Origin of the sequence: Shewanella hanedai (assembly GCF_007197645.1) — a bacterium.
Taxonomy (GTDB): domain Bacteria; phylum Pseudomonadota; class Gammaproteobacteria; order Enterobacterales; family Shewanellaceae; genus Shewanella; species Shewanella hanedai.
The window spans coordinates 342857-359614 of record NZ_VKGK01000001.1 but is presented as its reverse complement, the minus strand read 5'-3'; the positions used below and the strand labels follow the sequence as shown (position 1 = coordinate 359614).

Sequence of the window (16758 nt, the reverse complement as noted above, 5' to 3'; positions counted from 1 at the left end):
TATGCTCAGCGCTGATAGCCGCGTTATTGACGCCGATCGAGGACAGTAACAACGTCATGGAACTGTGTCTTGATTCACTAAGGGACTGGTATTCCGCATTTGCATATAGCAAATCACTGCCCGCTCTACCTAATTAAATTTGGTCTTAAAAATGCAAATAAAATCAATAGACTTCAACTGGGTTCTTCTCGTCATTGCCATCGTACTTGGTAGCATTGCAGCTTGGGCAACTAATAATTACTTTATCACTAAAGAACAGGAACTAAGGGCTGAACTATCAAAAGATAATATCGTTATGGCAGATGTTGTTGTGGCAACCCAAGAGCTCAGAACTGGCGATATAATTTCACAACAAAATATGTCCGTCAGACAAATACGCGCCGATACTTTACCCCTTGATGCTATTCATCCCAGGGATTTTGATCTCATAGTGGGGCAAATGCTACTTGCCCCAATTTCTCCTGGTCGCCCCTTAATTAGCACCTACCTGCCAGGGCATAAAATAGAGAAGTTCTCAGATATGCTGAGAGAGGGTCAACGTGCCGTCACCATCAATATAGATGAGCTCAACTCTACTGCGGGAATGTTGGTTCCCTCAGATCACATTGATCTGCTTCTTTCGTTTGAAGACGAAAATACAGGCAGCGATCTTAATAGGCTACAGCTATTACTCGAAGATATTACAGTCATTGCAACAGGCAAACGCAGCATAGACATCAATCCTGAACTGGTAGACACCCTTTACGATAACCCCAATGCCTATGACACCGTCACTTTAGCCCTCAGCGTCACCGACGCTGCAAGGGTCACGGTAGCAAAAGAGAAAGGCAAATTTGTCACCTTACTGCGTAATAAAAACGAAAAATTACCACTTGAGTTTGTCTCTCTGCATGAGGGCCAACTTTTTAACCAGTCTGACGATGTGCTAACGCGAGAAGTAGAGATTATAACCGGAGGCAACGGCATTAAAACGTCCATTCAAGCCTATCCTCTTCCTATTGAAATGTTAGAGCAACTGAGCCAACTTAAGAATAAAACAGCATTATGAAAAATAATAAAATTATAAGAATCATTTGGATAGCACTATTAATTCCTTTTCTAAGCTTTGCTCATAATAATAAACCAATGAAGTTATATGTTGGGGCTGTTGAGCTTTATAAAGCCAAAGATGTAGAACGAATCGTCGTTGGTAATAGCAAGGTTATTAGCGCCAAGGTTATTGATGATAAAGGCGTGCTTCTTATCGGAGAAGGCAACGGAAATACCGATCTACAGTTGTGGCAAAAGAATGGAAAGCTAATCAAGCTCAGCATCACTGTGACCAACGACAATAGCTTACGGACCAGCGACAAAGTAAAGAAGATGCTAGCTGCATTCCCCTCAATATCGGTCACAGAAAGCGACGGCCTAATCATAGTGCAAGGTGAAGCGGATCTGGCCTTGAAACAGCAGTTAGAGAGCATTATCGGCGAAGCTCCTAATGTTGTTTCACTAGTTAATTATTTAAAATTTGCTAAAACCATGTCTCCCATGATCAAGATGCAGGTCAAGATTGTTGAATTTAATAAATCAACACTCAATAACGTCGGCATCAAATGGGAAACCGGCATGTCAGGGCCAGCTTTTGGCGCGGCTAAAGCGTTCACTTCAAACCCTCTATTTAATGTGGCATCTCCAGGGCAGTACGCCGAAGCGATTGGTGGCGCGATAACTGACGGTATTGGTGTGTTAGACACTCGAGGCTGGAGCTACTTTGGCATTGTCACGGGCATAGGCTCTCAAATCCAGCTTCTTTCAGAAAAGGGCGATGCCCGCATGCTGGCCGAACCAAACCTCACTACTCGTAGCGGTGAGTCCGCAAGCTTTTTATCCGGTGGTGAATTTCCTATCCGCAGTATCAGTGGTCTTGGTTCTGTGGATGTAGAGTTTAAAGAGTACGGCATAAAGCTCGACATCGAGCCTGTCGTTGATGGCAATAACAATATCATCAGTCGTGTTATGGCAGAGGTTAGTTCTATCGATCCCTCCGTTGCCATCGATGGTATTCCAGGAACACTGACTCGCCGAACAGAGTCTGTCATTAATGTAAAAAATAATGAAACCATCGTCATTTCAGGATTGGTTAACAGCGAAATGTCGAAAGTGGTCAATAAGTTCCCCTTCTTAGGCGACATTCCTATTTTAGGTGAGTTATTCAAATCCAGAGATTTTAAAGATAACAAAACTGAACTTGTCATCTTTGTCACTCCCACGATCGTCTTCCCAGGTGAAGAGAGCCACGATAAACAGCTAGCCCGAGGTTTAGAGATGGCTGAAGAAACCAATAAGCTTGAAGCTTTTTATATTCTGGATTAGGAGAGTGAGATGTTTAACGTCGTCGTTAGCACCACAAAAGGAACAAAGGTAGGTGAATTTCAATGTATTCACCCTCACTGTAATATTGGCAAAGATCCAGAGCAACTTATTGTATTAAGAGGATTAAAAGTATCTAAACATCATGCGATTTTGACTCAGAATGATCAAGGTATCTTTATTGAAGATAATAAAAGCCGTACCGGAATTAAAATTAATAATGAGAAGGTAACCCAATACGGTCCCTTGGTCATGACGGACAAAATACAGGTCGGTGATTACCAAATACGAGTACACAGCACAGACCCTGAGTTCTCTTCAAAATCAGTAACTCAAGAGACATTTAATGAACCAGTAAGTCCAAAACCGACTTTACCTACTCAAACTGACAGCAGTGTACCTGAGCCCGCACAAGAGAAAAAAGTGATATCAGCGAACTCACCGCCAACGCTATCGGACGAACAACTAGAGAACATAAAAATACGAAATGATTGGCGTCGTAAGGTCCACACTGAGCTGCTTAAACAGATGGATTTACGCCGAGTTAACGTCAATGAGATGAGTGATATCGAGCTTAGAAGCCAAAGCGAATCACTGATTAATCAGATCATCTCTAATCTCAAACTTCCTAAAGAGATTGAGATCAAATCTTTAATTAAAGAAGTGCTAGACGAAACCATAGGTCTTGGCCCTCTGGAAGGGCTGATTGCAGATAATGATGTAACCGAAATAATGGTCAATAGCCATGACCAAATTTTCTATGAGAAAGCAGGCAAACTCTATCTTTCTGACGTGGTTTTTTCAGATGACCAAGCCGTTTTAGGCGCAATAGAGCGCATCGTCACACCAATAGGCCGACGTATCGATGAAAGCTCTCCGATGGTTGATGCTCGATTAAAAGATGGTTCACGCGTCAATGCCGTTATCCCTCCTTTAGCACTTAAAGGCCCCTGCATCACGATCCGAAAATTTATGCAGCAAAGGCTTAGCTGTGACGATCTTGTCAATTTTGGTTCAATGAATCATGCCATGGCTGAATTTCTTGAAACTGCCGTCAATCAAAAGCGCAATATCGTCATTTCTGGTGGTACTGGCTCAGGAAAAACAACGCTACTAAACGTACTGTCTAACTTCATTCCCGATAACGAGCGCATTGTCACCGTCGAAGATGCAGCGGAGCTTCAATTATATCAACCTAACTTAGTCTCACTCGAAGCACGTCCACCAAATCAGGAAGGAAAAGGGGCGATTGAGATCCGCGACTTAGTGAAAAACTGTCTCAGAATGCGACCTGACCGAGTGGTCATTGGTGAGTGCCGTGGCGGTGAAGCGTTAGACATGCTCCAAGCAATGAATACGGGCCATGATGGGTCATTAACCACCGCTCACTCCAACTCTCCACGCGATTGTATTTCACGTTTAGAAGTCATGGTCATGATGGCTGGAATGAACTTGCCAGTACAAGCGATTCGAGAACAGATCACCTCCGCGGTGAATATTATCGTTCAACAATCCCGTTTTTCCGATGGTTCAAGGCGCGTCACCAGCATCTGTGAACTCACAGGCATAGAAGGCAGCATCGTTCAGCTATCTGAGATCTTTAAGTTTGAACAAACAGGCTTTAACAGCGAAGGCAAGGTACAAGGTTACTACACGGCAACGGGCACTATGCCGGAGTTTTACGAGCAACTTCGTAAACAAGGCGTAAAAGTTAAACTCGATATTTTCGATAAGGATGCAAAAAATGACTAGTTCTATTTTTGCGGCTATTTTTGCCTTTCTTACTGTCGCGATAATGGTATGGGCACTGAAACATTTATCTGCACAACTTGCAGTAAAATATCAGGAAACCTTTACCTCATCGGCAAGAACTAATCTCGCTGATATGTTCCTGTTCATTGAGCCTCGTCAGCTATTTTGGCTCAATATGCTCACGCTACTGTCGGTGCCTTTTCTGGTAAGAATATTCCTCGGCTCCTGGATAGTCGGCATTATTATCAGCATCATCCTCTCGATCATTCCAAGATTTGCCTATAAATATCTCCATACTCGCCGCCGTCGAAAATTTGTTCACCAACTTCCTGATGCGCTCAACATGATCGCGTCATCAATGCAATCAGGTGCCAACATCAGCAGTGCTATCGAATTTATGGCAGAAGAGATGGAAGCGCCTATCAAGCAAGAGTTTCAACTATTTCAAAGAGAGCAACGACTGGGTGTCGAGTTCAATACCGCACTCGACAACATGTTCAAGCGCATCCCTGAAGATGAGTTTCAACTGGTTACCGCTGGTATGCAAATCTCAAGAGAGGTCGGCGGAAACTTAGCAGAGGTCTTGCTCAGATTATCTTCTACCTTGAGAAGAAAGATTGAGATGGAGGGGAAAATTGATGCCCTCACCTCTCAGGGAAAAATGCAGGGAGTCGTCATGACACTACTGCCAATTTTTATCGGCATTGTCCTGTACCACATGGAACCAAGATCCATGGGTAGGATCTTCACAGAGCCGATGGGCTGGGCGCTTATGGCATTGATATTTATCATGCTAACGAGCGGCTATCTGTCCATACGAAAAATTGTCGCAATCGATGTATAGGTAATACACATGGTCAATTTAATTGTTGCGTTTTTTACCATCGCGATCATCTTTCTTACGGTGAGTTGTATCCGTATATATCGAAGAGTCCCTAAGACTAATCGTGAGTTTATGGATCCTCTCTCTCCGGGACTCAAAATGCTATGGCCATCGATCAGATTATTCGCTTTTTACATTAGTGAAAATTTGAGTGTCGATTATCTGGAAAGGATCTCTAAGAAACTGCAAGTGTCTGGAGTCTCATACATGATGACGGCAGAGCAGTACTTTGCAATCAGGATCATCAGCACACTTTTCGCATTAAGTTTAACGGTCGTCTGCAGCCTGTTGCTGGATGAAATCAACCTAAAATACCTATTCATTGCCGCTGTCATCGGTTACTTCCTGCCCGTCATGACACTTAACGATTTACGGAAGAAACGCCAAGGGCTTATCGTGAAATCTTTACCTGTGTATTTAGATTACTTGACCATGTCAATAGAAGCCGGCCTCAACATGACAGGCGCGATAGGACAAGCTGTAGAACGCGGCCCCAATGGACCATTAAAAATCGAATTTGAAAAAGTCATTCGCGACATGAGAGCCGGTATGTCACGAGCACAATCATTTAGAAACATGGCTGAACGGGTTCAGATCACAGAAATAAACAGCCTAGTCAGTGCACTCGCGCAAGCAGAAAAAACCGGTGCCAGCCTAGGACAAACATTAAGAGTTCAATCAGATCAGCGCCGTGTAGAGCGTTTTCAACGCGCAGAGAAAAAGGCCTTAGAAGCCCCGGTCAAATTAGTCTTTCCACTGATTATTTTCATCTTCCCCGTCACCTTCATGATTTTGGCTTTCCCTATCGCAATGAAGTTTATGTATGAGCTATAACATGAAAAATACCCGTATCAACAATCACAACGGTACCCAGATTGAGCAGGTTTTTCTTGCAAATACCCCTTGGCTACGACTCCGAGGTCTACTGGGACGGAAACGCCTTACCAATGAACAAGGCCTGCTGATCTCACCTTGTAATTCCGTTCATACCATAGGGATGAAGTATTCACTCGATATTGTTTACCTCAACAATAATAACAAAGTTCTCAAAATCACAAAAAACCTAAAACCCTGGCGCAGTAGCGCGTGCAGAGGTGCTACCCAAGTGTTGGAGCTCGCCGCTGGAAACACAGAAAATAAAAATATAAAACAAGGAGACACTCTGTCATGGCAAGACTAATAATCATAAGCCTCTTGATGGCCAGCCTAATAAACCTATCCGGATGTGTTTCCTCTCATCAAGAGAAAAAGCCCCAAGGAAATCAGCAGATAATGACCCTGCAAGCTGAAGCCGAACAAGCCTATAAGATGGCACGGCTCGATCAAGCTGAAAGCTTATATTTGCAGGTATTAGCCAGTGTTCCTAACTATGCTCCAGGCTGGTTTCGTCTGGGCAACATATACACTCGAACCGGTCGTCATAATGCCGCAGTAGCAGCCTACATGCGCTGCTTAGAACTTGAACCTGCGAATCAGAAAGCTTGGTATAACATGAGCTTAGTGAGAATAAAACAATCGACACAAGTACTCACATCAGCGAACAAACAGGGCGACCAAAACAGCCCTGTCGGTCGTCAGATTCAAGCACTACTGCATGCACTCAATACCATACAGAGCCAAACTCATAAGCCCAGCCTACCGAGTGAGCAAGCGGCCAGATGAAGATCACCATGCTAAACCGCACTCAAAAAGGGCAAAGCATGTTTGAGTTTAATCTTGCCTTGCCTTTTTTAATGCCTGTCATTCTCGTTTCTATGATGATGATAGCGCAATGGGGGTTTATCTATTCAAGTAAAAGCACCTTAGATGCTGCAACAGCGCAAGCGGTTAGAGCAGGCACATTAAACCATGGTAGCAAGACTGAGATCCGCAAAGGACTCGCCCAAGGGATGATGCCCCTCTTCGCTCATGGCACTGACATCAGTGACACGTTAGCAGCTGTTGTTAAAGCTAACATCGCTACCGCTCTGCAAAGTGAGATTCGTATTCTGAGCCCTGATAGCCAGACGTTCAGTCGCTTTAAAGTACGCAATAAATACACAAGTGGATATATCTCTGAAATTCCCAACAACAACTTAATGTATCGAAATCCAATATTAAAAAATGTCGGCAACAATCGCCAACTGAATATCCAAGACGCCAATTTATTACAAATCGAAGTTCGTTGGTGTCAGAAGCTCATCGTTCCCTTCGCAAACTATGTAATTAAAGAGATCGTTACTTCATTGTTATACGCCCCAAGTCCAGATCAAATTGCTTGCAATGTGCTTGGTGCTGCCACTGGAGATATTTTTTTAGCACTCACGTCTCAAGGGCTAATGCGAATGCAAACCCCATTTAGAATGTAAATATAAATGACTCAATAACGGTGAGTTCAACAAGTTTAAAGCAGTAGGAAACTGCAAGAATTGACAAAGGGAAGTATGAAAATGAAATACAACACACTCAAGCTAACCCAGAAGCTTTGGTTAGCCACATTACTCGCAGCAACCCTTGGACTCGCGGGCTGTAATAGTGAGCTTGAAGAGGGCGAAGGCACTGATCCTGAAGTACCGACAGATCCTACGCCCCCTACTCCGCCTCCAACACCCGACCCGGATCCAGATCCCACTGATCCCATTGATTTAGCCGGCACGTGGGCGAACAGGGATGAAGATGGTGATGGTGTTTTAGATGAGTTTGATGGCTACCCATTTGACCTTGAAAAACAATCGATAGATCTTATTACTGAGGTGGAGCCTAACGATAATCCCTCCATCGCCACAACGGTGGGATTGAAACCACCCTTTGCTGTTAGTGGTGCTATTTCACAAAAATCAGATAATGGCGACCTCTTCTCTTTTAACGCAGATGAAGCGCAATTTTATACGCTAATTCTGAAATACCAAGATCCTGACTTTAAACCGAATATATATTTTTCAGACAAGAATGGTAACGCACTAAACTTTGGGGTGATTGATATCGACCCAGCATTAAAAGCCATTGCAATTAATGTTGAAATTTTAGATGACGGTTTACATCATATTGGTATAAACGATATTAATTTTGATGGCAAAGAGAGCTTCACCTACCATGCCGAGATCTTCGAGGACCAAGATGGTGACGCTATTGATGATGTTAGAGAGATAGCATTAGAAATTAATAACTTAACTCACGATACGGATTCAGATACGATTGCGGACACCGAAGAGTTTTTGTACCCGTTATATTCTGACCAGATCAGTTTTAATCCAGACAACGATGCGCTTCCCAATTGGCTAGATACTGATAGTGATGGCGATGGGTTATCTGATCGGATCGAAGGATCTGACGATCGTGATAACGATGGCATCGGTAATTTTCTAGACGATGATTCCGATGGTAATACCATTCTAGATGTTCAAGAGTACGGTAATGATGCCAGTCAACCAACAGACACTGATTTCGACACCACGCCTGACTATCTTGATCTAGATGATGATAATGATGGGCTACTTGATATCTATGATCAACAAAGGCTTGTAGACATAACAGAGAATCAAGATGTGCTGACTGGCGCCCCATACGTCACGCATAATAATATCCCCACAAACTTTCTCCGTGAAGACGATCTATTACAGATTGCCATTGATGAATCATTAAGCGCCGGACAGCATTACTTAGTCTTTAAACGTAAAGGACTCGAGCCAATTAACCTACCAATATCTGTTTTTAATGGTGTGGCCAAAGCTAATGTTCCAGCTAACACAAGCAGTGTATTTATTTCAGACGGCATCAACAAAACCAACAGCAGAAATATCACGCTACACCCAAAGAACAGTCCAGTGATCAGCGCATCTGGGGCGCTATTGCTAAAAGAAGATGCTCAAAATCAACTCGTGGGCGCGGATTTTTCAGATGACATGACTATCACTGCCAATGGCATAGCCCTTGAGATCGTAAGCAATACAGGTTCAACACTGACAGTCAAAACTCCTAACACTCTCACTGATGGAGAGTTGCAAGTTAATAATGCCATCGGTCAAAGTAATGCGGTTACCTATTATGTCACGAAGCAAATTGCAGTTCAGTTGGTAGAGGTGGGCGATATAGACTCCGACGATCTCAACATAGAGACCTTGCTTGGTTCAACCTATTCACTCAATGCATCCAATAACACTCAAGTTGAGCACTTTAAAAATCAACTTACACCTGTCACAAGCTTCTTTGACTCTCAAGATGCACACAATGGTAAAATTTACCTGAGTGGTTATATTCTTCCTCAAGAAACCAACTTTACACTCGATACTAACAGTACCAGTTTTAGGTATATTTTAGATTTTATCGGGGTCAATAAAATCCCGAAGGAGCAACTAAATACGTTTAAAGAAACGATTGTTACCTACCCTGAATTTGAAGACATACATACGTATTTAACATCCTTGCTGGAACAATCTCCCGTTGCCTTAGATAAACTAAGCTCAGAGACAACAAATTTACTGATCAATAAAAGTAACGCGATCTTTAGCAAATACAGCAACAATAAATCGTTCACTGCCAATTCAAAAAAGCCAAGACAGCTCCAGAGTGAGACGGTTCAAAATCAACAACAAAGTTCAAACAACATAAAACCTACCATCGTTAGCTATGGTACCGATCATTTTGACTATTCACTTGATGCAACTAACTTTCTTGATAATTGGCTTCCGTCTGACCCAAGTTGCCCAGATAACGGTGACATAAATGACGACCAAAAAAGTAAGCTTAGTTATGACGGCTGTGTCGAACTGAAAAATAGAACAAAATTATACCTAAGCACCATGATTATCCCTTTAGGTGAAGACGGTGAATATGATCCAGCTCAGCTCGATTCTCCATTAAGAAAGCACATAAAGAATGGTTGGGACGGCAATATTTTAGGCCCACAAGCTGGTACTTTTTTAGGGTTAGAGTTTTGGTCAAAGGATCAATACTACAATGAATGTCCTTACCAAAATTGTCTATATCAAGTGATAGCACCAGGTGTTGGCGCACCATTGGGGCCATCTCCTTTTACTCATAACGGCAGTAGCGACTATGATCGTGCCATCACTCAAGCCCGTAAAAGCATTGCAATAAGAACCATTGTTGATGGCATTTTACTTAAGTTTTTCGACCTTATTTTAACCGGAATAGGCTATGAGCCCAAAGGTTTTGATCCTGTCGTTATCACCAAGTTAGTCATTCAATTCTCGCCAAAGCTCATTGAAGAAGCTGAGAAGCTATACGATGATGAAGACATAACCAATGAAGACATTGGCAACTTTGTTAAAGAGATAGCGATTGAATTCTATAAGAATGAAGTTGAACTGCTGGCCGATCCAGCCAACGCAGGAAAGCTTGGTCCAATCACTAAAGCTGTACTTCAAGAACTTGGTGTTAGTCCTCAAGATATTGCAGTGATGGCCGCTGGAGCAGCATTAAGAAAATGGACGCCATTTGTTGGACAAATAGAAGCCATTATCACTGGTGCACAAGTTGCTGACATATTAATCGATCAAGTTAAGACAATAAAAGATATGGCTTTTGTTCCAATAAAGTCTGATTTTACCGTCACTTGGGGATTAACCATTGTTGATATAGAACCTAGCATCATGAAAGCAGAGGCTGTCGATAAACCCTTATCGATTATTGGTACTGGCTTTGGTATCAACGAACGTTGGTATTGGTTCGATGAAGAACCAATCACTTACTTAAAAGATGAAGGTGCATCCAGCTTAGAAGTTCAAAGAGTTCATGATACTGTCTCACCAGAAGGGACATTACTGGAGATCACTGTACCGGGAACGCTACTTGCAACTGCCGTCGGGCCTATTGCTGTTCGTGTCGAACATCGAGGCGAGGAAGCAAACTCCCCAGTCAAAATTCAGATTGGAGATGGATTAGAGATAGCTCGCCTTAAAGCAAATACTGGACAGCCAGGCGACACTATTATTATTGAAGGTATCGGATTTCATACACTTAAATCTAAAAACCGTGTCACTTTTGCGGGTAAAGATGGCCTTAGAGTTGTGGCAAGTGTCAGGAAGTCTGAAGCAGGAAAGCTGACAGTGACAGTACCTAATAATGTCATTACCGGTGAGGTAACAGTAGAAGTCAATAATGAAGTAAGTAACGGACTCGTGTTTACGATCCCGTTCATTTTAGATATAACATTTGGAGACAATGGTAACTTTAATGATGATATCTTTAAATTAGTGGTTGATGATAAAGTAATTACTGATGGTTCAAGCCCTCAACGAAAAGTTGGCCCGATCTCAGTCCCGCTAAATGCAGGTTCTCATACCGTTAAGCTTGTTGGTATTCGTGCTGAGGATGAAATCGGAACCTATTACATCCTATTTGAAGGTAATGTTATTTCGGTGGGTGGAGATGCTTTAGAAGGACGAGATCTGCTCAAGGATAGTGTGAAAACCTTCCAAGTTGAAGTCGGTCCCACAAATCTAAAAGTGACCAGTAAAATCAATCCACTTAACGCATTACAGCATGAGTAAACGATGAATAGAATGGAGAGTGTATTGCCACTCTCCATTCTAATAAGGAATAATAATGTTACGTTACCTCGCTTTAACACCTTTGTTGTGGCTAAGCACCAGCATGGCCGAGACATCACCAAATTTGGATAAAACATTAACTCAACGATGTTTAGACACTTTTGAGTTTATTGAGAAAAAAGATCTCACCACGTTTTTAGCCCAAATGCCTGTCACCCCATCAGACTTTGAAAAAAAACGTTCGATGAAGGTATTAGAACGAGCTCATAAGCGCTGGTTTATCAAAGAAACAATCATCAGTATTGAACCAGTCAAAGTGAGCTACCAAGCACCATCAGAGATTAAGAAAGAGAGGTATCAGGCTCAAAAACAAGCCAAGGTAGATCTTCTCATTATTGGTGAGAAATACCGCTCAACGATGAATTGTAAGTTTATTCAAACCCCCAAAGGATGGTTTTTATCATCACTGCCTTAACCCATACCTGCCGTTCCCATCAATGAGGATACCTATTGGCTCATCTAGATTGATGTTACGGTCATCAATCTTAAGTCTACCTGTACTCAATACTTTCAATTTGATTGAAATGCATGGCACTGTTAAGCAAATGCGAACAAGGGATAAGTTCGAAAAGGGAATAATACATGCTCCAATATTCACAACTATCCGAGAATACAAAAGTACATATTAAAGCGACCGATTTACCATTAAGGCTAAAGCTCGCCACCAAGAAGCAATCTTACATACGGGCACTGGCTTTGATTTTATTAGCCCCCCTGCTTGCATCCCTTACAATGGCTGTCACTTTGGATGGCATGGAGCAAACCTTCTACCAATTTGTCGCCGGCTTCTTGATCCTTTTAGACCTAGTACTGTGGTTATTAACACACACATTAGTGTTAGATAAAGAAAGTGACACTCGTTATTTTGAGCTGAGTTTTATGGGTAAGCATCTATCCAAGACTGACCCATTTCCGCTCAGCACTACAGAATTACTACTTCGTCGCTTCAGCAAAGATCATCAGCAATTTGAGTTAAAAATAGATCAACTGAGCTATCCCATCGGCAATTTCACAGAAACACTTCGAGCCACATTATTTGTTGCCAATCACTTTGATCTGCAAGCCACTGAGCAAATAAGTCATTTTCCGCAAACTTGTAAACTAGATGAAGCACAGTTAGCCGCATCTATGTTGATTAAGCATCCTTGTGCTGCAAATGACCCCATTCAGGAATACCCACCTCTGTGGCAGCCAATTAACTTTGCTCGATTATTATTGCCTTTACCCTATTTGTTGATGATAGGTATTGGCATTAAACTCTTTGGAGGAGCGCTATAATGGTGTTTAAGCAGCTTAGTCCTACACAAGCAAAGATTACAACGACTCGCTTCTCAAAGATTAGCCGAACTATTATCAGCGCTATTCTTGCTGTACTCACTATTTTTATGGCAACTCGCCTTGGAGATGAAAATTATGGTGTGGTTATCGGTTGGGCTTTTGGTGCACTTTTAGGTTGGCACTTACTTTTTGCAAGAAAACAGATCCATATTGATATCGCTAATCAAACCATTAGCACCCGTGTAAGTTCTATTTACCTAATTGCACAGCAAGATATCTCCATTGCTGACATAAAGGCATTTAGAGTCGATAAAGACTCGACAAGACAACATCAATACAAGCTTTCAATCATCATGGATGAAAGGTTGAAGCCCATTAGGCTTGAATTCGGCAGCCTGCAATCGATGAATATATTAGCTGAAAAACTGTCAGATTTTTGCAATAAGACCTTATTGAACAGTGCAAAATATTGATGTTGTTCATCGAATAATATTGAAATGATGTCTGATAATAGAACAAGAATGATCTCAGCCCTCACAATCAGCCAACACCGTAAATGAGCAATGTCATACTCCAATTAACACATTTGCATGACTTAATGTTTAAACATTTATAACGACATGTTACATACCTTTGGGTATGTAACCTTATGCATAATATACAGACAATTATTGTCCTAGATATTAATTTATTATCTACGCATGTAGGAGTACATAATATAAATCCAAATAACCAATCATACTTCGTGATTAAAATCAGCAACAACATTATAATCACAAAAAAGATAATAAAACGTTAACAACCAACATAAATAATCATAAAATTTAATCCATCAGAATAAAACCCTACCTTTACCAATGATAATTAAATAAATGAATTAACAAGAAAACATCTAAAAAAGCATTAGTCAACAAATAGCATGTAAATTAACAATTAAAAATATAATCAAGAAAACAAGCAACATAAAAAAAACAATAAACACCAAACATACAAATTAATAAAGAACAACCGGTGAAGTAAATGCATTCTATACGAAAACACTTGGAGCATAGTCATTATCAGACGAAGAGGGAATACACGTTAAATAGAATGATAGATAATACTTATTAATAATCATATCGATAATTCTATTATACTAAGTGATAATAGTTTTGACATGATAGCTATGGTATTAATTCGCATTAGTAACTAAAAAATATAAATAAAACGGTGATTCGTTTGAATAAGAAGGGTATACCTTTGAATTACTCAGCTCTATCAAAAAAGAGTAAGGTACACATCAGCAATAAAGGATTGCCAGATAGGTTAATTTTGGCAACTGAATCCCGATTATTCAGGCGTACCATCATTTTTATTTTGATATTCCCTATGATCGAAGCCTTACTTATACACATCACTCTTTATGGCTCACAACAGAACGTTTATCTCTACGCCAGTTTGTTTATGATGGCCATCATTATTTTTTGTTTGGCGGCGACAAAAACACTCGTGTTAGATAGCATTACAGCAACCTCTTATTTTGAGTTCCGTTTATTCGGTATCAAACTTAGACGAACGAAAGAGAAGCTGTTAGCAAAAACCAGCATCATTCTCACCCCTTCAATACACAAACAAAACACTTATCAACTCATTATACGTAAGCAGAATTATGTGATAGGAAAAGTTGAAGAGGCAGAGGAAACACTACTATTCATTATGAGACTTTTTCAAGTGCAAACCTTTGAGCAAGTGAGTCAGTATCCTGATGTAATACCATTTAACAACAGTGGTATCACTAGGCTATTAAGTTGTAAAATGGCTGATACTGTTGCCTCGAATCATGCTATTCAACCTCTTTGGAATTCGATGGTGTGGTTGAAAATACTTCTCCCGCTTCCAGTCTTTATTACTCTTGGTTTTTTATTAAAACAATTAGGATCTGACTAATGTTATTTAAAAAGATATCCTCGACCAAAGCTATTATCACCCATACAAGTGTGAACTTTGTTAGTCGTAAAATAATAGGTGCTGTCACCGTATTAATAACAATTGTTATTGGATTAACACTTGGACGTAACAGTGACCTGTCTGTCATCTATTGGGCATTAGCCGCTTTATTAACTTGGCACCTACTATTTGTTAAGGTGTCCATTGAGATTGATTTAAATAAAAGATTAATTAGCACACAGATTAATTCAGTGTACCCAGTAGCCAAACAAGATATCCCAATGGATAACATCAAAGCTTTTAGCCTTGATTTTGATCCGAAAAAAACTAACCATTACAATTTACTGATCATATCAAGCTTAAAAGACAAGCCCTTTAAGTTTAATTTCGGAAGCCAAGCTGAGATGAATAGACTCGGCCATAGAATCGCAAAGTTTAGCGGTAAACCCTTCTTAACATGATATAGACGCGAGATTTGACTTGGTTTCATTATTTGCTATTAACCCCTCCCTAAGAATAATATATTTCCTCTATGGATGGAGGTAAGCTTTCGCTGTAAATATAAAACCTAGAGCGTAGAAGCAAACCTGAAATTCAGTCATGATGGAGTCACCGCTTTCTGTCACTATGGATAATGGCACAATTGGAGAATATAGAGTGAAGAAGTCATTAAAATCCCCCCTGTTACGAAGCGCTATTCTTCTCTGTGCTATCCATTTTTCAGCACAAGCAAATAATGAAAGTTCGCCCCAGCTAAGCAGTACCAAAGACGCTATCGATACATTTCAGCTCAATACTGATGATATCCTCAAACAAGCTCGAAAACTCAATCAGCAGCATGCCAGCCATTTTGAGCGCTTAAATCAGACTTTAGAGCAAACTAAAAGTGCCAAAGCTGTACTCCAAAGTGGCTTAATGGGAAAAATAGAGCTCGATGCAAAAGAGATGCTGTCAATTGCCAACACTTATCTTGGTCATTATCACACTTTTGTTTACTCCATCAGTCGAGATTCAAGCTGTTATCAACCACAGCAGATAGCCGAGTTTAGGCAAACCATTACGGAGTTACAAAAGTACGTCAATAACATTAAATCCCTCGCTGCCACCTCAAGCGAAGAAGAGGCATTTGCCGCCTTAACAGAGATCAATATAAATCAATCCAGAGTCGCGATGACGGTGAACCTATTTGAGATGTTTAAGCTCTGCTATATGACAGAAGCAATAGGTCCACTTAACCAAGGTTTCAATGCGTTGGATAGTCAACTAAACCACATGTCCACTCAGCAAGGGGAACAATCCCATAAACAGATGTTAGATGATGAGTTTATTGACGACCGTTATCCCTCAGAAGGTTTGGTTAAAACAAACGCCAACATAAGCGGAAGAGTCGAGACGGCTGACGATGTTGCTGAAATTAATATCACCATCAAACGTAAACCGACTATCTCCATATCCGATCTGAACTTTAGCGATAAACATATCGAATCTTGTATCAAGCAATCGGCAGCCACTTCTCAAGCGACACTGACCCATCAAGTGATCTTTTTCACTTGCGATTTACCTGAAGGTAGCCATAGCCAGCTCGACGACCTTGTCAATTTTGAGCAGATAACCATGATTAATATTAAAGGAGGTACACTGGATTCTTTATCCCCTCTTAACACACTTTCCTCTTTAGAGACCCTTTATCTGAGTTCTCTCACACTGAACACATTTGGCAATTTGTCTTCATTTAAAGGCTCAATGAATCTCACAAATGTTGAGACTCAGGATTGGGAGCATCTAGCCCTAGCGACCCCAAGTACACTCTCAATTCATAAATCGAAAGACTGTGATCCATTAGCGCCACTTTTCACCCACCAAAATGTTGCCGTTTTATATAAAGGAATGAACTCAAGCCAACAGGTTGACGTCATGGAACAGCTGGATTCCGGCGCAAAGCAACTCATGGTATTAACTGATTGCCCCGAACAATAAAGCAGATAACCTTATAATGGCTCAAGCTACTTGGAAACA

Annotated in this window: 15 protein-coding genes; all 15 read left to right on the top strand. The window is 41.1% G+C overall.

From position 1 onward, the window contains the following. Positions 1–151 precede the first annotated feature (151 nt). The 15 genes from cpaB (at position 152) to FN961_RS01315 (ending at position 16719) form a co-directional block, all read left to right on the top strand. Positions 152–1048, top strand: coding sequence for a Flp pilus assembly protein CpaB (gene cpaB / locus FN961_RS01385; protein WP_143562752.1), 897 nt, complete (start codon positions 152–154; stop codon positions 1046–1048). A gap of 77 nt (positions 1049–1125) precedes the next feature. Further along, complete coding sequence (locus FN961_RS01380) at positions 1126–2355, top strand: type II and III secretion system protein family protein (protein WP_229814591.1); 1230 nt, start codon at positions 1126–1128, stop codon at positions 2353–2355. A gap of 9 nt (positions 2356–2364) precedes the next feature. After that, a complete protein-coding gene (locus tag FN961_RS01375; RefSeq protein ID WP_143562750.1) occupies positions 2365–4104 on the top strand; it encodes a TadA family conjugal transfer-associated ATPase in 1740 nt (579 codons plus the stop codon). Continuing rightward, a complete protein-coding gene (locus FN961_RS01370) occupies positions 4097–4948 on the top strand; it encodes a type II secretion system F family protein (protein WP_143562749.1) in 852 nt (283 codons plus the stop codon). Before FN961_RS01375 ends, FN961_RS01370 begins: the two co-directional genes overlap by 8 nt. A gap of 9 nt (positions 4949–4957) precedes the next feature. Next, positions 4958–5821, top strand: a complete 864-nt coding sequence (locus FN961_RS01365) for a type II secretion system F family protein (protein ID WP_143562748.1) — start codon at positions 4958–4960, stop codon at positions 5819–5821. A 1-nt stretch (position 5822) separates the two neighbouring features. Further along, entirely contained in the window at positions 5823–6167 is a 345-nt protein-coding gene (locus FN961_RS01360) for a DUF192 domain-containing protein (RefSeq protein WP_143562747.1), read from the top strand. Then, entirely contained in the window at positions 6155–6649 is a 495-nt protein-coding gene (locus tag FN961_RS01355) for a tetratricopeptide repeat protein (protein WP_143562746.1), read from the top strand. The genes FN961_RS01360 and FN961_RS01355 overlap by 13 nt, the downstream gene beginning before the upstream one ends. Continuing rightward, positions 6646–7335: a TadE family protein gene (locus FN961_RS01350; RefSeq protein WP_229814590.1), complete on the top strand. Its 690-nt coding sequence runs from the start codon at positions 6646–6648 to the stop codon at positions 7333–7335. Before FN961_RS01355 ends, FN961_RS01350 begins: the two co-directional genes overlap by 4 nt. 81 nt (positions 7336–7416) lie before the next feature. Then, entirely contained in the window at positions 7417–11478 is a 4062-nt protein-coding gene (locus FN961_RS01345) for a hypothetical protein (RefSeq protein ID WP_143562745.1), read from the top strand. Between the two features lie 55 nt (positions 11479–11533). Next, entirely contained in the window at positions 11534–11953 is a 420-nt protein-coding gene (locus FN961_RS01340) for a hypothetical protein (protein WP_143562744.1), read from the top strand. A gap of 167 nt (positions 11954–12120) precedes the next feature. After that, complete coding sequence (locus tag FN961_RS01335; RefSeq protein ID WP_143562743.1) at positions 12121–12816, top strand: hypothetical protein; 696 nt, start codon at positions 12121–12123, stop codon at positions 12814–12816. Continuing rightward, positions 12816–13289, top strand: a complete 474-nt coding sequence (locus FN961_RS01330) for a hypothetical protein (RefSeq protein WP_143562742.1) — start codon at positions 12816–12818, stop codon at positions 13287–13289. Before FN961_RS01335 ends, FN961_RS01330 begins: the two co-directional genes overlap by 1 nt. Positions 13290–14034: 745 nt before the next feature. Then, on the top strand, positions 14035–14742 hold the full coding sequence (locus FN961_RS01325) for a hypothetical protein (RefSeq protein ID WP_143562741.1): 708 nt from the start codon (positions 14035–14037) through the stop codon (positions 14740–14742). After that, the gene (locus tag FN961_RS01320) at positions 14742–15203 is read left to right on the top strand and encodes a hypothetical protein (protein WP_143562740.1); all 462 of its coding nucleotides are present in this window, start codon (positions 14742–14744) and stop codon (positions 15201–15203) included. The genes FN961_RS01325 and FN961_RS01320 overlap by 1 nt, the downstream gene beginning before the upstream one ends. A gap of 196 nt (positions 15204–15399) precedes the next feature. Next, positions 15400–16719, top strand: coding sequence for a hypothetical protein (locus tag FN961_RS01315; protein ID WP_143562739.1), 1320 nt, complete (start codon positions 15400–15402; stop codon positions 16717–16719). The last annotated feature ends 39 nt before the right edge of the window (positions 16720–16758 follow it).